At 65.6% G+C, this 20699-nt stretch carries 20 protein-coding genes; 10 read left to right on the top strand and 10 right to left on the bottom strand.

Annotated elements, in window-relative coordinates:
* Window positions 1–2 precede the first annotated feature (2 nt).
* The 5 genes from CBW24_RS02720 to CBW24_RS02700 all read left to right on the top strand — a co-directional run bounded on the left by CBW24_RS02720 (window position 3) and on the right by CBW24_RS02700 (window position 5483).
* Window positions 3–1313: a thymidine phosphorylase gene (locus CBW24_RS02720; RefSeq protein ID WP_097372594.1), complete on the top strand. Its 1311-nt coding sequence runs from the start codon at window positions 3–5 to the stop codon at window positions 1311–1313.
* Window positions 1310–2551 carry a phosphopentomutase gene (locus tag CBW24_RS02715; protein WP_097372593.1) on the top strand — a complete coding sequence of 414 codons (1242 nt, stop codon included), beginning with the start codon at window positions 1310–1312 and terminating at the stop codon, window positions 2549–2551. Before CBW24_RS02720 ends, CBW24_RS02715 begins: the two co-directional genes overlap by 4 nt.
* Window positions 2548–3537, top strand: coding sequence for an adenosine deaminase (locus CBW24_RS02710; protein WP_097372592.1), 990 nt, complete (start codon window positions 2548–2550; stop codon window positions 3535–3537). Before CBW24_RS02715 ends, CBW24_RS02710 begins: the two co-directional genes overlap by 4 nt.
* A 131-nt stretch (window positions 3538–3668) precedes the next feature.
* Window positions 3669–4301 carry a uracil phosphoribosyltransferase gene (gene upp / locus CBW24_RS02705; protein WP_088662390.1) on the top strand — a complete coding sequence of 211 codons (633 nt, stop codon included), beginning with the start codon at window positions 3669–3671 and terminating at the stop codon, window positions 4299–4301.
* Between the two features lie 57 nt (window positions 4302–4358).
* Window positions 4359–5483, top strand: coding sequence for an SPOR domain-containing protein (locus tag CBW24_RS02700; RefSeq protein ID WP_157773030.1), 1125 nt, complete (start codon window positions 4359–4361; stop codon window positions 5481–5483).
* A 99-nt stretch (window positions 5484–5582) separates the two neighbouring features.
* Here the strand turns inward: CBW24_RS02700 and CBW24_RS02695 are convergent, their stop codons facing one another.
* On the bottom strand, window positions 5583–6596 hold the full coding sequence (locus CBW24_RS02695; RefSeq protein ID WP_088662392.1) for a hypothetical protein: 1014 nt from the start codon (window positions 6594–6596) through the stop codon (window positions 5583–5585).
* 125 nt (window positions 6597–6721) lie between these two features.
* Between CBW24_RS02695 and CBW24_RS02690 the strand changes: the two genes are divergently transcribed.
* Window positions 6722–7381 (top strand): sulfotransferase family protein, encoded by a 660-nt coding sequence (locus CBW24_RS02690; RefSeq protein WP_097372590.1) that lies wholly within the window; start codon window positions 6722–6724, stop codon window positions 7379–7381.
* Here the strand turns inward: CBW24_RS02690 and CBW24_RS02685 are convergent.
* The 7 genes from CBW24_RS02685 to CBW24_RS02655 form a co-directional block, all read right to left on the bottom strand.
* On the bottom strand, window positions 7369–9570 hold the full coding sequence (locus CBW24_RS02685) for a 3-hydroxyacyl-CoA dehydrogenase NAD-binding domain-containing protein (RefSeq protein ID WP_097372589.1): 2202 nt from the start codon (window positions 9568–9570) through the stop codon (window positions 7369–7371). The genes CBW24_RS02690 and CBW24_RS02685 overlap by 13 nt on opposite strands.
* 14 nt (window positions 9571–9584) lie before the next feature.
* A complete protein-coding gene (locus tag CBW24_RS02680) occupies window positions 9585–10796 on the bottom strand; it encodes an acetyl-CoA C-acetyltransferase (protein WP_097372588.1) in 1212 nt (403 codons plus the stop codon).
* A gap of 40 nt (window positions 10797–10836) precedes the next feature.
* Window positions 10837–11472, bottom strand: a complete 636-nt coding sequence (locus CBW24_RS02675; RefSeq protein ID WP_097372587.1) for a glutathione S-transferase family protein — start codon at window positions 11470–11472, stop codon at window positions 10837–10839.
* A 145-nt stretch (window positions 11473–11617) separates the two neighbouring features.
* Window positions 11618–11830, bottom strand: a complete 213-nt coding sequence (locus tag CBW24_RS02670; RefSeq protein WP_097372586.1) for a hypothetical protein — start codon at window positions 11828–11830, stop codon at window positions 11618–11620.
* Between the two features lie 56 nt (window positions 11831–11886).
* A complete protein-coding gene (locus CBW24_RS02665; protein WP_097372585.1) occupies window positions 11887–13665 on the bottom strand; it encodes an acyl-CoA dehydrogenase C-terminal domain-containing protein in 1779 nt (592 codons plus the stop codon).
* 129 nt (window positions 13666–13794) lie between these two features.
* Window positions 13795–14193: a MerR family transcriptional regulator gene (locus CBW24_RS02660; protein WP_097372584.1), complete on the bottom strand. Its 399-nt coding sequence runs from the start codon at window positions 14191–14193 to the stop codon at window positions 13795–13797.
* Between the two features lie 231 nt (window positions 14194–14424).
* Window positions 14425–14793 (bottom strand): MerR family transcriptional regulator, encoded by a 369-nt coding sequence (locus CBW24_RS02655; protein ID WP_088662400.1) that lies wholly within the window; start codon window positions 14791–14793, stop codon window positions 14425–14427.
* Between the two features lie 174 nt (window positions 14794–14967).
* On the opposite strand from CBW24_RS02655, the gene CBW24_RS02650 reads away from it, so the two are divergent.
* Genes CBW24_RS02650 through CBW24_RS02640 form a run of 3 tightly spaced genes read left to right on the top strand, consistent with a single transcriptional unit; the run spans window position 14968 to window position 17397 of the window.
* A complete protein-coding gene (locus CBW24_RS02650; RefSeq protein WP_088662401.1) occupies window positions 14968–15468 on the top strand; it encodes a PaaI family thioesterase in 501 nt (166 codons plus the stop codon).
* Window positions 15465–16043: a PaaI family thioesterase gene (locus CBW24_RS02645; protein ID WP_097372583.1), complete on the top strand. Its 579-nt coding sequence runs from the start codon at window positions 15465–15467 to the stop codon at window positions 16041–16043. Before CBW24_RS02650 ends, CBW24_RS02645 begins: the two co-directional genes overlap by 4 nt.
* A gap of 10 nt (window positions 16044–16053) precedes the next feature.
* A complete protein-coding gene (locus tag CBW24_RS02640; RefSeq protein WP_097374101.1) occupies window positions 16054–17397 on the top strand; it encodes an MATE family efflux transporter in 1344 nt (447 codons plus the stop codon).
* A gap of 9 nt (window positions 17398–17406) precedes the next feature.
* Here CBW24_RS02640 and CBW24_RS02635 read toward each other — a convergent pair whose 3' ends face one another.
* Together CBW24_RS02635 and CBW24_RS02630 are read right to left on the bottom strand one after the other, a co-directional pair.
* A complete protein-coding gene (locus tag CBW24_RS02635; protein ID WP_097372582.1) occupies window positions 17407–18465 on the bottom strand; it encodes a quinone-dependent dihydroorotate dehydrogenase in 1059 nt (352 codons plus the stop codon).
* Complete coding sequence (locus tag CBW24_RS02630) at window positions 18462–18800, bottom strand: DUF952 domain-containing protein (protein ID WP_088662589.1); 339 nt, start codon at window positions 18798–18800, stop codon at window positions 18462–18464. Before CBW24_RS02630 ends, CBW24_RS02635 begins: the two co-directional genes overlap by 4 nt.
* 225 nt (window positions 18801–19025) lie before the next feature.
* Here CBW24_RS02630 and CBW24_RS02625 point away from each other — a divergent pair, with 225 nt between their 5' ends.
* Entirely contained in the window at window positions 19026–20597 is a 1572-nt protein-coding gene (locus tag CBW24_RS02625) for a bifunctional metallophosphatase/5'-nucleotidase (RefSeq protein WP_097372581.1), read from the top strand.
* Window positions 20598–20699: the final 102 nt, after the last annotated feature.

The following is a 20699-nucleotide window of genomic DNA, read 5'->3' as shown; positions in this document are numbered from 1 at the left end:
CAATGGACGCGGCCTCGATCCTGAGCCTGCTGCGCGCGGGACAGCCCCCCAATGCGGAGGCGATGCGCTGGTTCGCTGCCGGTCTCGGCGATGGCTCGGTCAGCGATGCGCAGGCCGGGGCGTTTGCGATGGGCGTGTGTCGCACGCCGTTGTCCGAGGCCGCCCGGATCGCGCTGACCGAAGCGATGCGGGACAGCGGCACCGTGCTGCAATGGGATCTGCCCGGCCCGGTTCTGGACAAGCATTCGACCGGCGGTGTCGGGGACTGTGTAAGCCTGCTGCTCGCGCCCGCTCTCGCCGCCTGCGGGGGCTATGTGCCGATGATCTCCGGGCGTGGTCTGGGCCATACCGGCGGCACTCTTGATAAGTTGGAAGCAATCCCCGGCTACAGCGCCGATGTGAGCGTGGAAACCCTGCGCGACGTCACTGCGCGGGTGGGATGCGCGATTGTATCCGCCAGCGCCGACATCGCCCCGGCTGACAAACGTCTCTATGCCGTGCGCGACGTGACCGGCACCGTGGCGAGCCTCGACCTAATCACAGCGTCGATCCTGTCCAAGAAGCTGGCCGCCGGGCTCGACGGATTGGTGCTCGACGTGAAACTTGGCACAGGCGCGTTCATGAAGGGCATCGACGAAGCCCGCGCCTTGGCCGGGGCGCTCGTCGGCACCGCATCGGGCGCTGGCTGCCCAACGACGGCGCTGATCACCGATATGAACCAGCCGGTCGTGCCGGTCGCGGGCAACGCGCTGGAGGTGATCGCCGCGCTCGACACGCTGACAGGACGTGCGGTAAGCGCGCCGTTGCGCCGCATCACAATGGAATTGGGCGCTGCGCTGCTGGTCAGCGGTGGGCTTGCCCTCGACATCGCCGAGGGGCGCGCGCAGATCGCGCGGGTTCTCGATGGGGGCGCAGCGGCGGAGCGGTTTGGCGCGATGGTCGCGGCATTGGGCGGACCGACGGATTTCGTCGAACGCTACGCGGACCGCCTGCCTGCGGCGCCGGTGGTCGTCGATGTCTGGCCCCGTCATGCAGGCTTTGTCACCGGCATCGATGCCGAAGCCTTGGGTCAGGTCGTCGTGGCCTTGGGCGGTGGTCGCCGGGTCGCTGGCGCGCACATCAACCCCGCGGTCGGACTGGTCAATCTGGCCCGGATCGGGGACCGCTGCGGTCAGGATCACCCGCTGGGGCGCATTCACGCGGCCTCCCCCGCCGAAGCCGAAACCGCCGCCGAAGCGCTACGCGCGGCCTATGTCACCGCCTCCGCGCCCGTCGATCCGCCCGATCTGCTGATCGAAAGGGTCGAGGCGTGAACGCAGGCGCAGCCTCTCTCCCCGCGCCCGACCAACGCAGGGCATTTCTGATCGTGCTCGATTCGGTCGGCTGTGGTGGTGCGCCCGATGCGGCGGAGTTCGGCGATGCCGGGGCCAATACGCTGGCCCATATCGCGCAGGCTTGCGCCGCAGGCCGGGCCGATGCGGGCCGCAGCGGGCCGCTGCATATGCCGCATATGGATGCGCTGGGGCTGGGCGCGGCGATCCGGCTAGCCTCAAATGACGATGTGCCGGGCCTGACCGCCACCCCGCAGGGGCTGTGGGGCGCGGCGGAGGAGGTAAGCGCCGGTAAGGACACGCCTTCAGGACACTGGGAATTGGCAGGCGTGCCGGTGCCGTGGGACTGGCACTATTTCCCCGACACTGTGCCTGCCTTTGACGACGACCTGCTGGCCGTGATCCGCGCTGCGGCAGGCACCGAGGGCACGCTTGGAAATTACCACGCCTCCGGCACCGAGATCATCGCCCGCGAGGGGGCCGCGCATCTGCGCAACGGCTGGCCTATCTGCTACACCTCCGCCGACAGCGTGTTTCAGATTGCCGCACATGAAGACCATTTCGGACTGGACCGGCTGCTCCGGCTCTGCCGGGATGTCGCCCCGCATCTGCACGGCATGAAAGTCGGGCGTGTGATCGCGCGGCCCTTTATCGGCACGGCGGAGGCGGGATTTACCCGCACCACCAATCGCCGCGATTACGCCATCGCCCCGCCCGCGCCGACGCTGCTGGACTGGGCGCAATCCGCCGGGCGGCGCACCTATGGCATCGGGAAAATCGGGGATATCTTCTCCGGGCGTGGTGTCGACGATCTGCGCAAGGGCGACGATGCGGCGCTGATGGACCATCTGGAGGATCTCGTGGCTGATGCGCTGCCCGGATCGCTCACCTTCGCCAATTTCGTGGAGTTCGACAGCCATTACGGCCACCGCCGCGACGTGGCGGGCTATGCCCGCGCGCTGGAATGGTTTGATGCGCGGATCGGCGCGGTGCTAGCCCGGTTGCGCCCCGGCGACCTGATGATCCTTACCGCCGATCATGGCAATGATCCGACATGGCGCGGCAGCGACCACACCCGCGAGCGGGTTCCGGTGCTGGGCGCGCGCGGCACCCCTGCCCCATCTGAGGCCATCGGCATTCGCGGCTTTGCGGATGTGGCGGCCACTGTTTCAACCCATCTCGGCCTCGGGCCGACCGGCCCCGGACGGAGCTTCCTATGAGCCATACGACCCTGCCCAAGATCGAATTGCACATGCATCTGGAAGGCGCCGCGCCGCCCGCCTTTGTGCGGGGTCTGGCCGCGGAGAAGGGTCTGCGGCTGGATGGTGTCTTTGACGAGCGTGGCCACTATGCCTACGCCGACTTCAACGAGTTCCTAAAGGTCTATGAGGCTGCAACGGCTGTCCTCAAATCCCCCGAGGATTACCGCCGCCTCACCCGCGAGGTGTTGGCCCGCGCGGCCGAACATGGCGTGATCTATACCGAAAGCTTCCTCAGCCCCGATTTCTGCGGCGGCGGCGATGTCGGTGCGTGGCGCGACTATCTGGCTGCGATGCAGGAGGCGGCGGCCGAGGCCGAGGCACAGGACGGCATCACCATGCGCGGCGTCATTACCTGCATCCGGCATTTCGGCCCCGATGCCGCCCGCCCGATTGCGCGCTGCGCAGCAGAGACGGCGGGCGATTTCATCACCGGTTTTGGCATTGCGGGGGCCGAAATGGTGGGCCGACCCGGCGATTACGCATGGGCCTTCGACTGCGCGCGCGAGGCCGGGCTGCGGCTGACGGCGCATGCGGGCGAATGGGGCGGGCCGGACATGGTGGCCGACACCATCCGCGACCTGAAGGTGGAGCGCATCGGCCACGGCATCCGCGCGATCGAGGATCTGGCACTGGTCGACCAACTGGCCGAGGATGGCATCGTGCTGGAGGTTTGCCCCGGCTCCAACGTCGCACTGCGCGCCGTATCATCGTGGCAGGCCCACCCGATTGAAAAACTGCGCGCGCGCGGCGTGAAGGTGACGATCTCGACCGATGATCCGCCGTTTTTCCACACCACCATGACCCATGAATACGACCGATTGGCCGATGTGTTCGGCTGGAACGAGGATGACTTCCACGACCTGAACCATGTCGCTCTGGACGCCGCCTTCTGCGATGCGCCGACCCGTGCCGCGTTGGCAAAGCGGTTGGATGCGGCGCGCTAGGGGCGGGGTGCTGCAGGACCGGGCATTCCACCCGCCGACATGACGTCACGCGCGGCAGAAGGGTTTACCCGACGCCGCGCGGAGGCTAGCACCGGAGCGATCCAAGTTTTCCGCGCGCGAGGCTATTCGAGATGAGCGACCACCTGACCGTCGTCACCCACCCGCTGGTGCAGCATAAGCTCACGCTGATGCGCAAGCGCGACACGCCGACCGCCCTGTTCCGGCAATTGCTGCGCGAGATTTCGCAGCTTCTGGCCTATGAGATTACCCGCGAGTTGGAACTGACGACGGAAACCGTCGACACACCGCTGCAACCGATGGACGCCCCGGTGCTGGCAGGCAAAAAGCTGGCGCTGATTTCGATCCTGCGGGCGGGCAACGGCCTGCTCGACGGGGTTCTGGAACTGATCCCTTCGGCGCGGGTCGGATTCGTCGGGCTCTACCGGGACGAAGAAACGCTTCAGCCGGTCCAATACTACTTCAAGGTGCCCGAGGCGCTGGACGACCGGTTGGTGATCGCCGTCGACCCGATGCTGGCCACCGGCAACAGCTCTGCTGCGGCGATCGACCTGCTGAAAAAGGCGGGTGCCACCAACATCCGGTTCCTGTGCCTGCTGGCCGCGCCCGAAGGCGTCGCGCGGATGAAGGAGGCGCATCCCGATGTGCCCATCGTCACCGCCGCTCTGGATGAGTGCCTGAACGAAAAGGGCTACATCGTGCCCGGACTGGGCGATGCGGGTGACCGGATGTTCGGCACGAAATAAACCTTTACTAGCTGGTGCCTTTCGGACACAGTTTCACAACATCTTGTGGGGAATACGATGTCTGCCAGCAGAATGCTCCTCGCGGCGTTTCTCGTCAGTGGGATCGCCGTCAGCGCCGGTCACGCCCAGACGCTGCGGTCGAAAGACCAGCCTGCCGAATATCCGCCGAGCAGCTACACGGCCAATCAGTATATCGACAGCCAAGGCTGCGTTTATATTCGCGCGGGCTTCGGTGGTGCGGTGCGCTGGGTGCCCCGTGTGGATCGCAAGCGCAATGTGATCTGCGGACAGCAGCCGAGCCTCGCCCGCGCCGTCGCACCCGCACCGCAATCCCCCGCGAAACCCGCGCCCGTGGTTGCGGCGCCTGTGCAGGCCGCTCCTGCGGTCCGCACCGTAAGCGCGGCACAAGCGAAAGCGCAGGCCGCCGCCCGTGCGCAGGCAGAGGCAAACGCCCGCGCACAGGCGCAAGCCGCCGCGCATGCCAAGGCACAGGCACAGGCACAGGCCAACGCGCGCGCTCAGGCGCAGGCACAGGCCAATGCCCGTGCCGCCGCGCAGGCAAAGGCCCGCGCCGCAGTCCCCGCGCGCACACAGCGCGTCGTCCGGCAGCCTGCCTGCCCCGGCGTATCCGCGGCAAGCGCACCCTATATCAACCCCGGTGCGCGGTGCGGCCCGCAGGACATCAGCCCCTATGATGACAGCAATGCCGGGGCCGTGCGCACCCGGCGCAGCGGCGATCTGAAAGGCCCGATGCTGCTAATCGGCCCCGATGCGCCGACACCGAACGGGTATCGCCGCGTCAACACCGACGGGCGGCACAACACCAATCGCCCCGCCGCAGGCTCCGGCGTCATTACCGAAAACCGGCGCCTGATCCTGACCCAGCCGACCGGCAGCGCGGCCCCCCGCTATTCGTCCAAATCCGCTCCGAAAACCGCTGCTTCGGCCCCGACCGCCGCACGGTATGTGCAGGTGGGCACCTATGGCGCGCCCGCAAATGTCGGCAAAGCCGTGAACCGGCTGCGCGCAATGGGCTTGCCGGTGCGCACGGCTGCGACCCGGCAAAACGGAAAGCCACTTCAGATTGTTCTGGCCGGGCCATTCACGGATGCCGGACAGTTAAACGCCGCGCTCGGCGCGGCCCGGCGTGCGGGCTATTCCGACGCCTTTCTCCGCAGATAACAAGAAGACCAAAAACCTCGCAGGTTTCATCAGGTAAAACGCCCCGCCCGAGACATCGGGCGGGGCGTCGCTTTTGCAGCTGTTTGATTGCAGCACGGGCTACTGCCCGCAGATGCCTTGCAACGCCACCCAATCACTATCGGCCAGAACCTCCACCGCGTCGCCGCCGCGCATGGGGTCCGCTTCGATCAGCGGCAGCGTGGCCTCGCCGGTGACATCCTTGGCATAGGCATAGGGCGTCGAGGATACCTTTGCGCGGGCGAACTCGGCCAGTTGCTGGTCGATGGTGGCGGGCGTCGGCGGGGTGGCAACCAGCGCCTCCGCATAATCCGTCAGGATGCTTTCGCTCATCGTGCCCGTGGTCAGCAGCCGCAGGGTGGCGCGCACGCCAGCGGTGTCGAGCAGGCGCATCAGCGGGTCTTCGTGGCGCGACAATTCCGCCAGCACATAGCCCGCAGCCACATCCGGCGTATCGTAATCCTCGACCAGACGCCGGTCGAGCAGGATGAGCCCGCCCGGCAGGCTGACCGCGCCCCGCACCCCATCCGGCAAAACGATCAGCCCGCCCCCCGCACCGGGCGGCACCAATCGGGTGTGCATTTTGGCCAGCGCGCGCTCACCCCGCGTCGTGCGGCATGGCTCGCCGGACACGCGGTCGATGGCCTGAAACAATTGCGCGCCGATTTCCGCGCGGGTCGGATCCGGCACCACGTCGACCGTGTGGCGGGCCAAGGCGCCGGGCAGCCAGAACACACCTAACGCCAACACCGCCGCCGCCGAGCCGACAAGCCCCAACACCCGCAGCCGCCCCCGCACCGGGCGGGTGCGGTTGACCGCACGGCGCACGGTTTCGATGGCCTCGATCATGGTATCGTCGTCGATTTCCAGCAATTCAGACGCTTCGGCGGTCGGGCTGTAGAAGGCCGGGCTTTCGTCCGGGTTCACTCGTTCCGTCGCGGCCAGCGACCAATGGCTGAGCGCCCGGTTGTTGCCATCCGAAATCACAAGCGAGCTGTTGCCGAAGGACACGATCACGTTGATCCTGCGGGCGCCCGGTTCGGGCGTCCAGACGCCGGGACATTCCAGCCGCTGATACTGCGATAGCGCCGTCATTTGGGCGATGGGCCTGCTCGTCTGCCTCTTGTCATGCCGGCACGATAGCGCAGGCCCGTGTGGCGAACAATCGCCACCCGCACGGATGCTGGCCCAGATCGCGCGCAGACGCTAGCGTCGATCGCATGATTATCTCCCGTGGCCGTGGCTATATCTTTGTCCATATCCCCAAGACCGGCGGCACCGCGATGGCGCTGGCGCTGGAGGCCCGCGCGATGGCCGACGATATCCTGATCGGCGACACGCCCAAGGCCCGGCGGCGCAAGCGGCGGCTGACCGGGGTCACGGCACGCGGGCGGCTTTGGAAACACAGCACGCTTGCGGATATTTCGGGCCTGATCCCGGATGCCGAGATCGCGGGTCTTTTCACCTTCACGCTGGTGCGCAATCCGTGGGACCGCGTGGTGAGCTACTATCACTGGCTGCGCGGGCAGAGCTTCGATCATCCGGCAGTCGGACTGGCGCGGGATTTGTCCTTTGCGGCGTTTCTGGCGCATCCCCAGACCCGCGCGAGCCTGCACAACGCGCCCTATGGCAGCTACATGCGCCGCGCGGACGGGGTGGAGCACTGCGCGGCTTTCGTCCGGCTGGAGGCGCTGGAACAGGATCTGGCCCCCGTCCGCGCGCATCTGGGATTTCCGCTGACCCTGCCCGCAGGCGTGAATGCCAGCACCCGCCGCGCCGATTTCCGCAGCTACTATGACGACAAAAGCGCAGAGCTGGTCGCCCGGCTCTGCGCTCCTGATATTGCCCGGTTCGGCTATCGCTTCGATCAGGCAGCCTGAACCATTGCGGCCCCGTCACCGAACCGCTCGTAGAAGCTGTCGCCCGCTGCCGCCATGTCCCGCAGCAATTGCGGCGTGGCGAAACGGTCGCCGTGGGTGGCGGTCAGCACTTCGGTGAATTCCACCGCCCGTTCAGCACCGATGATGTCAAGCCAGCCGAACGGCCCCCCCGACCACGGCGCAAAGCCCCAGCCAAGGATCGCGCCCACATCGCCTTCGCGAATGTCGGTCAGCACGCCATCCTCAAAGGCCCGCACCGCCTCCAGCACCTGCGCGAACAGCAGGCGCTGCTGCACTTCAGCCAGATCGGGCTGGGTGTCGGCCACCGGGTATTTCCCGGCCAGCCCATCCCACAGTCCCTGACGCTTGCCTTTGTCGTCATAGGCATAGAAGCCGGATTTGGATTTGCGGCCCAGACGGCCCTGATCGGCCATCCAGAACAGCACCTCGTCCACCGCCCCGTCGGGATAGGCATCGCCCATCGCGGCGCGGGTGGCTTTGGCGATTTTCACGCCAAGGTCGATCGAGGTCTCATCGACCAGTTGCAGCGGCCCGAGCGGCATGCCCACCAGCTTCGCCGCGTTTTCGATCAGCGCAGGCTCCACCCCTTCGGCGACCATGCGGATGCCTTCGTTGATGTAAGGGATGATGCAGCGGTTCGCGTAGAAGAAGCGCGCATCATTGACCACGATGGGCGTCTTGCGGATCTGGCGCACGAAATCGAGCGCCTTGGCCACGGCGGCATCGCCGGTTTGCTCGCCCTTGATGATCTCCACCAGCGCCATCTTCTCGACCGGGGAGAAGAAGTGGATGCCGATGAACTTCTCGGGCCGGGCGCTGGCGCGGGCCAGATCGGTGATCGGCAGGGTTGAGGTGTTGGTGGCAAAGATGCAGTCCGGGCCGACGATGGCTTCGACCTTGGCGGTGACCTCGGCCTTGACCTTGGGGTCTTCGAACACCGCCTCGACGATCAGGTCGCAACCGGCAAGCTGCTGGTAATCGTCGGTCGCGGTGATGCGCGCCAGCGCCGCGTCCTTCTTCTCGGGCGTGGCCTTCTTCCGGGCGATGCCCTTGTCCATGTAATCGGCGGTATAGGATTTACCGCGCTCGGCGGCCTCTTGGCTGGCATCGACCAGCACCACCTCGATCCCCGCCTGCGCGGAGACCAGCGCGATACCCGCGCCCATCATCCCTGCGCCGATGACGCCGACCTTCTTCACCGTCTGATCAGGCGCGTCGGGGCGGTTCGCGCCCTTCTCCAGCGCGGTCTTGTTGATAAACAGCGACCGGATCATTGCGGAGGAGGACGGGTTCATCAGAACGTTGGTGAACCAGCGCGCTTCGATTTTCAGCGCGGTGTCAAACGGCACCATCGCGCCTTCGTAGACCGCCGACAGCATCGCCTTGGCCGCCGGGTAGACGCCCTTGGTCTTGCCATGCACCATCGCGGATGCGCCGACAAAGGTCATGAACCCTGCCGGGTGATAGGGCGCGCCGCCGGGCAGCTTATAGCCCTTCTGATCCCACGGCTTCACGATATCGGCGTCCCCCGCGCCCAGCACCCATGCTTTCGCGGCGGCGACGGGATCGTCCACGACCTCGTCGATGATGCCTGCGGCGCGCGCCTTCTGCGGGTCCGACAGCTTGCCTTCCAGAAGGAACGGCGAGGCTGTCATGACACCCAGCTTGCGCACCAACCGCGTGGTGCCGCCAGCACCGGGGAAGATGCCGACCATGATTTCAGGCAGGCCGATCTTGGCCTTCGGATTATCGGCGGCAAAGATGCGGTGACAGGCCAGTGGGATTTCCAGACCGATGCCCAGCGCGGTGCCCGGCAGCGCGGCGGCGATAGGTTTGCCGCCCTTGTTCTTGTCATCCATGCCCGCGCGCTCGATGAGGCGCAGCGCCTTGTGCATCTGCATGATGCCTTCGAACAGGCCGCGGGCCGGTTCATCGCCCGCATCCTCGCGCATCCGCGCCAGAACGTTCAGGTCCATGCCACCGGCGAAGTCGGCCTTGGCGGAGGTGATGACGATGCCCTTGACCGCGTCATCGGCCAGGGCGGCCTCGACATGGGCGATCAGCTGTTCCAACGCGGCGATGCTGAGCACGTTCATCGACTTGCCCGGCACGTCCCAGGTGATGATGGCGACGCCGTCGGCGTCGGTCTTCATGGTGAAATCGGTCATCTGCTCTCCCCCTCTCACACGCGTTCCAGAATGGTCGCGGCGCCCATGCCGGACGCGACGCATAGCGTGGCCAAGCCGGTTTCCTTGTCGGCGCGCTCCATCTCGTCGAGCAACGCGCCAATGATGATCGCGCCGGTCGCGCCCAGCGGGTGACCCATGGCGATGGCCCCGCCATTCGGGTTCACCTTTGCCGGATCGACATCGAAAGCCTGCATGAAGCGCAGCACGACCGAGGCAAACGCCTCGTTCACTTCGAACAGGTCGATATCGCCGATGCTCATGCCGCTATCGGCGAGGATCTTCTCGGTCACGGGAACCGGGCCGGTGAGCATGATGGTGGGATCGGTGCCGATCTTGGCCGTGGCGCGAATGCGGGCGCGCGGCTTCAGCCCGTGGGCTTCGCCAAACGCCTTGGACCCGATCAGAACGCCCGCCGCCCCGTCCACGATGCCGGAGCTGTTGCCTGCATGGTGGATGTGGTCGATGCGCTCTAGCTGCGGGTATTTCATCAGCGCCACAGCATCGAAGCCGGGCATGACTTCGCCCATGTCCTTGAACGCCGGACGCAATGCGCCGAGGCTTTGCATATTGGTGTCGGGGCGCAGATATTCGTCGCGGGTCAGGATCGGCAATCCGTTTTGATCCGTCACCGGAATCACGGTCTTGTCGAAATACCCGGCTTCCCATGCCGCAGCGGCGCGTTTCTGGCTTTCGACCGCCAGCGCATCGGCCTGATCGCGGGTCACGCCATACATGGTGGCGATGATGTCGGCGCTGATGCCCTGCGGCACGAAATAGCTTTTCATCGCGACGGTCGGATCGACGGCAATCGCCGCCCCGTCGGACCCCATCGCAACGCGGCTCATCATTTCGACGCCGCCGGCGATGTAGCCGTCACCAGCCCCGCCACGCACCTGATTGGCGGCAAGGTTCACCGCCTCCATACCGCTGGCGCAGAAGCGGTTGATCGACAGGCCCGGAATGCGTTCATCCAGCTTAGACGCCAGCACCGCGGTGCGAGCCAGACAGCCGCCCTGCTCCATCACCTGCGTGGCATTGCCCCAGATCACGTCTTCGACAGCGTGGCCTTCCAGCCCGTTGCGGTCCTTCAGCGCGTTCAGCGTCACCGCCGACAGCCGCACCGAGGTGACCTCGTGCAGGCTGCCATCCTTGCGGCCTTTGCCGCGCGGGGTGCGCACGGCGTCGTAGATATAGGCCTCGGTCATGTGGTCTCCTCCTTCATGTGTCGTGGGCTGTCGTCCGGCGTCACGCGCGGTCCGACGGATGCCCCGGCATCAGGTCATAGGGGTGTTGCCAGCCCGGCAGGGCGGCGATCCGGTCGAGCCAAGCGTCGATGGCGGGCCAATCGGCCCGGTCGAAGCCGAACGGCTCGGGGTAATACAGGTAGCCGCAGCAGGAAAAATCAGCGTTGGTAGGGCCGTCGCCGACAATCCAGTCGCGCCCCGCAAGATGCGCATCAAGCACTTGATACGCCGCGCGCAGGCGCCCTTGCAGGAACGGGATCACACCAGCGGGCCGTTTATCCTCGGGCAGGAAATTGGCAAGAAAGCGCACCGTGCCCGCTTGCGACGACAGTTTGTGGTTGTCCCACAGAACCCAGCGCAGCACCTCGCGCGCCTCTGCCCGGTCGGCGCCGCCGAACTGCCCGGTCTGTTCGGTGATCCACGATTGGATCACCCCGGACTGGGTCAGACACAGATCGCCCGCGACAAGCATGGGTGCCTCGCCCATCGGGTTGAGCGCGCGATAGGCCTCGCCCCGCGCCTCACCGTTAAAGAAATCCACCTTCACCGGCTCCCAGCCAAGCCCGGACAAGTCCAACGGCAACGCCGCCTTGTAGCTGTTTCCGCTCTCGCCAAAGCAATGCAGCTTGATGGTCATGGTTCATTCCTCTCCCGCGATGGGTGCAGCATGACATCGGCTGCGCGAGGGTAAAGCCACTTCGGCTTCCCTGAAATACTCACGACGCAACGGCACAAATCAGCAGCGGGTGTTGGCGCCGGATACCCACGCCCCCCGGACCGGATCAGCGCTTCCGCGCGTCCAGTTCGGCGTTGAACAGCCGCAGACGGTGCCCAAATTTGTCTTCGTCGATCACGCTGTCGAGATTCTCGAACAGAAATGACAGCAACTCGCCCTCATCAAGCCCCGCCTCCGCCGCCAGCCGCCGCAGACGACGATAGCCGTCCTCGCTCATCGCAACGGAGAATCGGCGGGTCAGGCGCAGGCGCTTGGGCATTGGGGGCTCCTTCGAGGGCGCGCGCGGACCGTGCCGCGCGCGCCCCGAGGATCGGCTTAGAACCGGTCGGCGTCCAGTGCCATCACCGGCTCGGCGCCGCTTTCGATGCGGGCCAGATGCATCCGCGTCGCGGGCAACTGGCGCGCCATGTAGTAGCGCCCGGTCAGCAGCTTGGTCTCATAGAACGCCGCATCGCCCGTGCCCGCATCAAGCGCGGCGCGCGCCGCCTTGGCGCTGCGGGCCCACATCAGGCCAAGGCAGACATGCCCGAACAGGTGCATGAAGTCGCTTGATCCGGCCAGCGCGGCATTGGGGTCTTTCATGCCGTTCTGCATGAAGAACATACCAGCGGTCTGAAGATCCTTGCTCGCGGCCTTCAGCGGGTCGAGAAAATCGGCCTTCAGAGCCGCGTCGCCTTCGTTTTCCTTGATGAAGCTTTTTACCAAATCGAAGAAGGCCATGACATGCTTGCCGCCATCCTGCGCCAGTTTGCGCCCCACAAGGTCCAGCGCCTGAACGCCGTTGGCCCCTTCGTAGATCATGGCGATCCGGGCATCGCGGGCAAATTGGGACATGCCCCATTCTTCGATATAGCCGTGACCGCCATAGACCTGCTGGGCCTGAATCGTGGCGTCAAAGCCCTTATCGGTCAGGAAGCCCTTGATCACCGGCGTCAGTAGGCTGACCAGCCCCAGCGCGGCGGCGTCGTTCTTGCGATGGGCCTCGTCAATCAGGTACGCGCCCCAATAGGTGAATGCGCGCGCGCCTTCGACGAAGCTTTTCTGATCCAGCAACATGCGGCGCACGTCGGGATGCACGATCAGCGGGTCAGCAGGGCCATCGGGATTTTTCGCCCCGGTCACGTCCCGCCCCTGTAGCCGATCGCGGGCATAGGCGACCGCGTTCTGATAGGCGGCTTCGGCCTGAGCGTAGCCTTGCAGGCCGACACCCAGCCGGGCCTCGTTCATCATCGTGAACATCGCCCGCATGCCTTTGTGCAGGTCGCCCAGCAGATAGCCGGTGGCCCCGTCGTAATCGAGCACGCAGGTCGAGTTGCCGTGGATGCCCATCTTCTCTTCGATCTTGCCGACTGAAACCGCGTTACGATCACCGAGCGAGCCGTCATCGTTGACCATGAACTTCGGCACGATGAACAAGCTGATGCCCCGGGTGCCTTCGCCGCCGCCGGGCGCCTTTGCCAGCACCAGATGGATGATGTTGTCAGCCAGATCGTGATCCCCGGCGGAGATAAAGATCTTCTGCCCGGTGATCTTGTAGCTGCCATCGTCCTGCGCCTCCGCCTTGGTGCGCAGCAGGCCCAGATCGGTGCCGCAATGGGGCTCCGTCAGGTTCATGGTGCCGGTCCATTCGCAGGTGGCGAGCTTTTCCAGATAGGTCGTTTTCTGTGCGTCAGACCCGTGGGCGTGGATCGCGGTATAGGCCCCGTGGGTCAGGCCCTGATACATATTGAAGGCCATGTTGGCCGACACAAACAATTCGCCTACGGCGGTGTTGAGCACATAGGGCATGCCCTGCCCGCCGTAATCGGCGTCACAGTCGAGAGCGGTCCAGCCGCCTTCGCGCATCTTGTCGAACGCGGCCTTGAAGCCGGTAGGCGTGCGCACAATACCGTTTTCCAGCGTGCAGCCTTCGGTATCGCCGACGGTGTTGAGGGGGGCGAGAACCTCGGAGGCGAGCTTGCCGGCCTCCTCCAGAACGGCGGAGGTAAACTCCGCGTCGAGTTCGTCATATCCCGGCGTGTCGTTCTGGGCGACCTTGAGCACCTCGTGCAGAACAAATTGGATGTCCTGGTTCGGCGCCATGTAGCTCGGCATGGTTCTCTCTCCCTTTTCTGTATCGCCCCGGCCCTATGGCCGAGGCAGCCTTTGCATTCCTCCTGCTGCCTCCCCTGCCGACCCCGCCCTGCTCACCCCGGCCTGCCGGGGATGACGGGGGCGGGCCGCTTATTCGGCGGCCCGGCTCGCGGTCACCTCGTCGAGCATCGATTCGACGAGCTTCAGCTGGTCGTTCAGCTCGCTCACCGCTTCATCAAGCTCGGCGCGCTGACGTTCCAGATCGGCCAGATGCGCACGGCCCATTTCATGGGTGCGGCTCAGCTGGGTAACCTGATGGTCGTTCAGGTCATAAAGGTCGAGAAGCTGGCGGATTTCCTCGAGGCTGAAGCCAAAGCGCTTGCCGCGCAGGATCAGCTTCAACCGGGCGCGATCACGCCGAGTGAACCACCGTTTCTGGCCTTCACGAAAGGGGGCGAGCAACTCCTTGGCTTCGTAGAACCTCAGGGTCCGCGGGGTCACCTCGAAGGTGTCGCACATCTCGCGGATCGTCATCAGGTCTTCGTTCATCAGTTTCGATCTCCGTTTGCGTTCTTTCTTTCGATCGGGACGCCGGAGATGCGTGAATTAATTCGAGCTTACAAGAAATTCTCATCGCGCCGGAATTGTTACGCGGCGTCACTTCGCGCCCCGCGCAATCATGCAAAAGCTTCCGCTGGGTAATGCGCAATTTTGCTAGGAAAACAAAGTGGCCTCACTCCCGAAACGGGTGTCCCGGAAGGGGCCATTTCGCGTGGGACGTCACGTCATATTCTGGCGAGTCTCTTCGCGCAGGCGGCGTAGGTCCGCGAGGGTGCGGGCCAGCTCCTCTTCCTGCTGGGTCAGTGCCGCGATCTGACGGTCGGCCAGTTCCAGCCATGCCTCCATCTGCACGCGGGTGCCCTTGGTCTCGTATATCTGGAGCCACTGCCGGATTTCCTCCAGACTGAAGCCGAACCGCCTGCCGCGCAGGATCAACGTCATCCGCGCCACTTCGCGCGGGCCGTAGAATCGGCTGCGGCCCTCCTTCTCGGGGGTCAGCAGTTCAATATACTCATAGTATCGCAGGGTGCGCGGGGTCACATCGAACCTGCTGCACATCTCCTTGAAGCTCAAACGCTCGTCGCTCATGCTGGCGTGATCCTCCGCTCGGTCTGGCCAGTGGTCGGCCTGACAACCGTAGGTCTAACACCGTCCACCTTCAACGGCATAGCCTTCTTCGTCACGTCAACATGTGGCGCCCGCGGCGGCAAGGCTTGCGTCCCGGCGGGGCTTGGGTCGATAACCGGCGCGAAGGATATGCTCATGACCCACACCTCCGATCCGTCATCGCCGGGCGCTGATCCCGCCGGCACCCCGGACGAAACCACCCGTCAGGACACAGTCGCGCATCAATTCATCGAGGCGCTGCCATTCGCACATGCGTTGGGCATGCGAATCGACGCGCTCGACAACGGTCGTGCGGTTGTGTCGATGCCCTATGACGCGCGGCTGATCGGCGACCCGGCTACGGGCGTGATTCACGGCGGCGCGGTATCGGCGCTGATCGATACCACCGCAGGTGCGGCGGTGATGTGCCATCCCGGTGTCGCCACGACTGCCACGCTGGATCTGCGGATCGATTACATGCGCCCCGCCACGCCGGGCCAGCGCATCACCGCCGAGGCCGAATGCTACCATGCGACCCGCAACGTGGCCTTTGTGCGCGCGCGGGCCGTTGATGAGGACACCGATGTGCCCGTCGCCACCGCCGCAGGCACCTTTACCGTGACACGCGGGCGCATGGGTCAGGGAGACGGATCATGAGCACGACGCAGACCCCGCCCCGCCCGCCGCGCACGCCCGAACCGGTGCAGGTGGTCAAGGAACGGCGCGATGCGGCGCTGTCGGCGCTGGTGCAGGCGGTGCCCTTCGCGGCCTTCATGGGTATCCGTTTTGACCGTCGCGGCGACGAGTTAACCGCGGTTCTGCCGTGGCGCGACGCGCTGACCGGCAATCCGATGCTGCCCGCCATGCATGGGGGGGCGACCTCGGCCTTTCTGGAAATGACCGCGATGATCGAATTGGCGTGGTCCATGATCTGGGCTCCGGTGGAGCGGGGCGAGATCGACGCCGCGACCCTGACGCCCGAAACGCTGCCGCGCCTGCCCAAGACCATCGACTTTACCATCGACTTCCTGCGCTCCGGCCTGCCGCGCGATGCCTATGCACGGGCACGGGTGAACCGCTCCGGGCGGCGCTACGCCTCGGTCCATGTCGAAGGCTGGCAGGACAATCGCAGCCGCCTGTTCGCGCAGGCGACCGGCCATTTCCTGATGCCTGATCCCGCGCAATTGCCCGCCCCGTTCGGGCGTGGCGATGCGGCAGGCCCTGCGGCGTGACCCCCCGCCCATGAGCGACATCGCCAGCCCCGCCGCACCGCGCGTCATCGGGCACCGCCGCGTGCTGGCCATCGCGCTGCCGATCGTGCTGTCCAATGCCACAACGCCCATTCTGGGGGCGGTCGATACCGGCGTGATCGGCCAGCTGGGCGCGGCGCCCCCCATCGGCGCGGTCGGCATCGGCGCGGTGGTCCTGACCGCGATCTACTGGATTTTCGGCTTCCTGCGGATGGGCACGGCTGGGCTGACCGGGCAGGCGCATGGCGCGGGCAACACCGCCGAAGTGGCCGCCATGCTGACCCGTGGCCTGATGATCGCCGGTGCCGCCGGGCTGGGTCTGATCGCTCTGCAATACCCACTCTTCGCCGGTGCGTTCCGGGTCGCCCCCGCCAGTGACGAGGTGGAGACCCTTGCCCGCGGATATATGGCGATCCGCATCTGGTCAGCCCCGGCGGCCATCGCGGTCTACGCCATCACCGGCTGGCTTATTGCGCTGGAACGAACGCGCTCGGTGCTGGTGATTCAGGTCTGGATGAACGGCGTGAACATCCTGCTGGATCTGGTGTTCGTGCTGGGGTTCGGCATGGGGGTCGGCGGTGTCGCCGCAGCGACCGTGATCGCGGAATGGTCGGGTGTCCTGCTGGCGCTGTGGCTCTGCCGAGCGGCATTCCGGGTGCCCGCATGGCGCGACTGGGCGCGGGTGTTCGACCGCCCCCGGCTAAAGCGGATGGCCGCGGTGAACACCGACATCCTGATCCGGTCGCTGTTGCTTCAGACCATTGTGGTCAGCTTCATGTTCTTCGGCTCGGATTTCGGGGACGTGCAACTGGCCGCTAACCAAGTGCTGTTTCAATTTCTGAATATCACGGCGTCGGCGCTGGACGGGTTCGCCTTTGCCGCCGAGGCGCTGATCGGGCAGGCATTCGGCGCCCGCGATCCGGCCCGCGTGCGACGCGGCCTGCGCTTTACCGCGCTGTGGGGGTTGATCACGGCGGCCCTGCTGGCGCTGGCCTTCGGTCTGGGCGGACCTGCGATTATCGACGTGATGACCACCGCAGAGCCAGTGCGCGAAGCCGCGCGCCATTACCTATTCTGGATGGTGATCGCGCCGCTGACCGGGTTGACCAGCTGGATGCTGGATGGGGCGTTCATCGGCGCGACCCGCACCCGCGACATGCGCAACATGATGGTGCTGTCGGTGCTGGGCTATTACGCAGCGGTGGCCGTGCTGATGCCACTTTACGGCAATCACGGGCTATGGGCCGCGCTGAACCTGAGCTACGCGCTGCGGGGGCTGACCTTGGGGCTGCGCTATCCGGCACTGGAACGCAGCGCGGTGCATGGCGCGGACTGACGCGGCAGCTTAAAGCCAGTCGTCGCGCCCGGTGCCCACCGCATCGCTGACATTGGCAAAGCCGTCGCGCTCCAGCAACCGGTCCAGTCCCTGCGCGACCCGCGCCGCAAGGCTCAGCCCCTCAAACACCATCGCGGAGTAAAGCTGCACCACCGTCGCGCCTGCGCGGATCTTCTCATAGGCCTGCTCAGCAGAGCCGATCCCGCCAACACCGATCAAGGGCACGTTGCCTGCCGTGTCCCGCGACAGCCGCGCCAGCACGCGGGTGGATTTCTCGAACAGCGGCGCGCCAGACAGGCCACCAGCATTCTGCGCCTTGCGGCTGCTGAGCCCCTCGCGATCAAGGGTCGTGTTGGTGGCGACGATGCCGTCCACGCCCATATCCATCGCGACCTCGGCGATGGCGGCCAGTTCAGCGTCCGACAGGTCCGGCGCGATTTTAAGGAAAATCGGCACCCGGCGGGCGATCTTGGCGCGCACTTCCAGCACACCCGCCAGCAACGCGCGCAGCGCGGCGGGGCCCTGCAGATCGCGCAGTTTCTCGGTATTCGGGGAGGATACGTTGACGGTGGCGAAATCCACATTGGCCCCGCAGATGCGCAGCACCTCGGCGTAATCCGCCGCGCGGTCCGCGCTGTCCTTGTTGGCACCAAGGTTCAGGCCGATCACCGCGCCACGGGGCCGGGCCGAGAGACGGATAGCCATCGCGGCGGCGCCGTCATTGTTGAACCCGAAACGGTTGATCACTGCCCGGTCCCGGCTGAGCCGCCAGAGCCGGGGCTTGTCATTGCCCACCTGCGGACGCGGCGTGATACCGCCCAATTCGATAAAACCGAACCCCGCGCGTGCCAGCGGCCCCATCGCGGTGCCGTTCTTGTCGAACCCCGCAGCCAGACCAATCGGGTTGGGTAAGTCCAGCCCAGCCAGCCGGACGCCCAGACGCGGCGACGACACCGGCCCCGGCAGCGGGACAAGCCCGGCGCTCAACGCGCGCAGCGCCAGCCCATGTGCGGTTTCGGGGTCGAATTTCTGCAGCACCGAAAGCCCGGCCCGCTCGACAAGGCTCATACCACGCCCTCCGGGAAGATATGACCAGCCGCGCCCAAGGGCAGCGATTTATCCCAGACCACCTCGTCCAATCGCAGCGCGCGATACAGGTGCGGAAACAGCGCACCGCCGCGCGAGGGCTCCCACTTTACCTGCGGGCCCAGCGCCTCCACATCGACCGCGACCAGAACAAGATCGCTTTCGGTCGTGAAATGCTTCTCTGCCGTCGCCGCGACCGTCTCGGAGGTCGAGAAATGGATGTATCCATCAGCAAGGTCGACCGGCGCGCCCAGCGTCTCCCCTGCGGCGCGGAAGCTCTCCCATTCGGAGCGGCGGAATATCTTGTAGATCAGCATGGCGCGGAAATGCCCGTGAAACGGGCGCGGGTCAATCACGCTTTTACGGCGACAAAACGCCCGTTTCGACCTTCGCGCTTGAAATCGCAGGGCCATTTCGCCGCGCACGGTATCGCGGTTGCACAACCGTTACGCAATTGCCGTAGCGATAACCGCGTCCGCCTTTGACTCCTTTTGACCGGGCGGTAAAGCTTTGAGTCGCACACCAACGGGAGAGCTCAGTTCATGTCCATTCGCATCCTTTCCACCGTGGCCGCCCTGGCGTTGACCGCCGGCGCCGCCTCGGCCGAGTATTCGCTCACCATTCTGCATACCAACGATTTCCATGCCCGGTTCGAGCCGATCTCGAAATACGATTCCGGCTGCTCCGCCGAGGACAACACCGCCGGCGAATGCTTTGGCGGGACCGCGCGTCTCGTGACCGCGATCAAGGACGCGCGCGAGCGGGCCGACAATTCGCTGCTCGTCGATGGCGGGGACCAGTTTCAGGGCACGCTGTTCTACACCTATTACAAGGGCAAGCTCGCCGCCGAGATGATGAACAAGCTCGGCTATGACGCGATGACCGTGGGCAACCACGAATTCGACGATGGCCCCGAGGTGCTGCGCGGCTTCATGGACGAGATCAACTTCCCGATCCTGATGTCGAACGCCGATGTGTCGGGCGAGCCGCTGCTGGCGGACGTTCTGATGAAATCGACCACGGTCGAGGTCGGCGGTGAGAAAATCGGTCTCATCGGCCTGACGCCGCAGGACACCCATGAACTGGCCAGCCCCGGCAAGAACATCATCTTCACCGATCCCTCGGATGCCGTGCAGGGCGAGGTGGACCGCCTGACCGAAGAGGGCGTCAACAAAATCGTCGTGCTGAGCCATTCGGGCTACGGCGTGGACAAAACGGTGGCCGAGAACACTACCGGCGTCGACGTGATCGTCGGTGGCCACACCAACACCCTGCTGGGCGATATGGACGGCGCCGAGGGCCCCTACCCGACCATGGTCGGCGACACTGCCATCGTGTCGGCCTATGCCTATGGCAAGTTTCTGGGCGAACTGAACGTGACCTTCGACGACGAAGGCACGATCACGCAGGCCAGTGGCGCGCCGCTCATCATGGACGCCGCGGTGACCGAGGACGAAGCGACCGTATCGCGCATCGCCGAAGCCGCCGTGCCGTTGGATGAGATCCGCAACAAGGTCGTGGCCGAAAGCGCCGAAGCCATCGAAGGCGACCGCACCATCTGCCGCGCGCAGGAATGCTCGATGGGCAACCTCGTCGCCGATGCGATGCTGGACCGGGTTGCCGATCAGGGCATCCAGATCGCCATCGCCAACAGCGGGGGTCTGCGCGCCTCCATCGACGCGGGCGAAGTGACGATGGGCGAAGTGCTGACCGTGCTGCCGTTCCAGAATACGCTGTCGACCTTCCAGACCGATGGCGCCACCGTCATCGCGGCGCTGGAAAACGGCGTTAGCCAAGTCGAGGAAGGCGCAGGCCGGTTCCCGCAGGTCGCCGGGCTGAAGTTCACCTTCGACGCCAGCGCCGAAGCCGGCAGCCGCGTGTCCGAGGTGATGGTCGACATGGATGGCGAATGGCAGCCCATCGACGAAGCCGCGACCTATGGCGTGGTGACCAACAACTACGTCCGCAATGGCGGTGACGGCTACTCCATGTTCGTCGAGGGCGAGAACGCCTATGACTTCGGCCCCGATCTGGCTGATGTCACGGCGGAGTATCTGGCCGAGCAGGGCCCCTACCAGCCCTACACCGACGGTCGCATCACCGCGGCCCAGTAAGACTGTCGCAGTAAATTCGGCACGACGAGCTTCAGGCGCGCTTCCTTCCGGGGGCGCGCCTTTTTCGTGGGCGGGTGCGGCAGGCCTGCAGGCCTTCACCTT

The sequence above is a fragment of the Pacificitalea manganoxidans genome (assembly GCF_002504165.1).
Classification (GTDB): domain Bacteria; phylum Pseudomonadota; class Alphaproteobacteria; order Rhodobacterales; family Rhodobacteraceae; genus Pacificitalea; species Pacificitalea manganoxidans.
The sequence above is the reverse complement of the archived record's forward strand: the minus strand, read 5'-3'. Positions and strand labels throughout refer to the sequence as shown.

Bases quoted from the DNA above. Each gene is read 5' to 3' on its own strand.
- CBW24_RS02640 (WP_097374101.1), top strand. From the start codon at position 16,054: ATGAGCGACATCGCCAGCCCCGCCGCACCGCGCGTCATCGGGCACCGC.
- CBW24_RS02690 (WP_097372590.1), top strand. From the start codon at position 6,722: ATGATTATCTCCCGTGGCCGTGGCTATATCTTTGTCCATATCCCCAAG.
- CBW24_RS02645 (WP_097372583.1), top strand. From the start codon at position 15,465: ATGAGCACGACGCAGACCCCGCCCCGCCCGCCGCGCACGCCCGAACCG.
- CBW24_RS02670 (WP_097372586.1), bottom strand. From the start codon at position 11,830: ATGCCCAAGCGCCTGCGCCTGACCCGCCGATTCTCCGTTGCGATGAGC.
- CBW24_RS02685 (WP_097372589.1), bottom strand. From the start codon at position 9,570: ATGACCGATTTCACCATGAAGACCGACGCCGACGGCGTCGCCATCATC.
- CBW24_RS02650 (WP_088662401.1), top strand. From the start codon at position 14,968: ATGACCCACACCTCCGATCCGTCATCGCCGGGCGCTGATCCCGCCGGC.
- CBW24_RS02635 (WP_097372582.1), bottom strand. From the start codon at position 18,465: ATGAGCCTTGTCGAGCGGGCCGGGCTTTCGGTGCTGCAGAAATTCGAC.
- CBW24_RS02700 (WP_157773030.1), top strand. From the start codon at position 4,359: ATGTCTGCCAGCAGAATGCTCCTCGCGGCGTTTCTCGTCAGTGGGATC.
- CBW24_RS02625 (WP_097372581.1), top strand. From the start codon at position 19,026: ATGTCCATTCGCATCCTTTCCACCGTGGCCGCCCTGGCGTTGACCGCC.
- CBW24_RS02665 (WP_097372585.1), bottom strand. From the start codon at position 13,665: ATGCCGAGCTACATGGCGCCGAACCAGGACATCCAATTTGTTCTGCAC.
- CBW24_RS02655 (WP_088662400.1), bottom strand. From the start codon at position 14,793: ATGAGCGACGAGCGTTTGAGCTTCAAGGAGATGTGCAGCAGGTTCGAT.
- upp (WP_088662390.1), top strand. From the start codon at position 3,669: ATGAGCGACCACCTGACCGTCGTCACCCACCCGCTGGTGCAGCATAAG.
- CBW24_RS02710 (WP_097372592.1), top strand. From the start codon at position 2,548: ATGAGCCATACGACCCTGCCCAAGATCGAATTGCACATGCATCTGGAA.
- CBW24_RS02675 (WP_097372587.1), bottom strand. From the start codon at position 11,472: ATGACCATCAAGCTGCATTGCTTTGGCGAGAGCGGAAACAGCTACAAG.
- CBW24_RS02660 (WP_097372584.1), bottom strand. From the start codon at position 14,193: ATGAACGAAGACCTGATGACGATCCGCGAGATGTGCGACACCTTCGAG.
- CBW24_RS02720 (WP_097372594.1), top strand. From the start codon at position 3: ATGGACGCGGCCTCGATCCTGAGCCTGCTGCGCGCGGGACAGCCCCCC.
- CBW24_RS02630 (WP_088662589.1), bottom strand. From the start codon at position 18,800: ATGCTGATCTACAAGATATTCCGCCGCTCCGAATGGGAGAGCTTCCGC.
- CBW24_RS02695 (WP_088662392.1), bottom strand. From the start codon at position 6,596: ATGACGGCGCTATCGCAGTATCAGCGGCTGGAATGTCCCGGCGTCTGG.
- CBW24_RS02680 (WP_097372588.1), bottom strand. From the start codon at position 10,796: ATGACCGAGGCCTATATCTACGACGCCGTGCGCACCCCGCGCGGCAAA.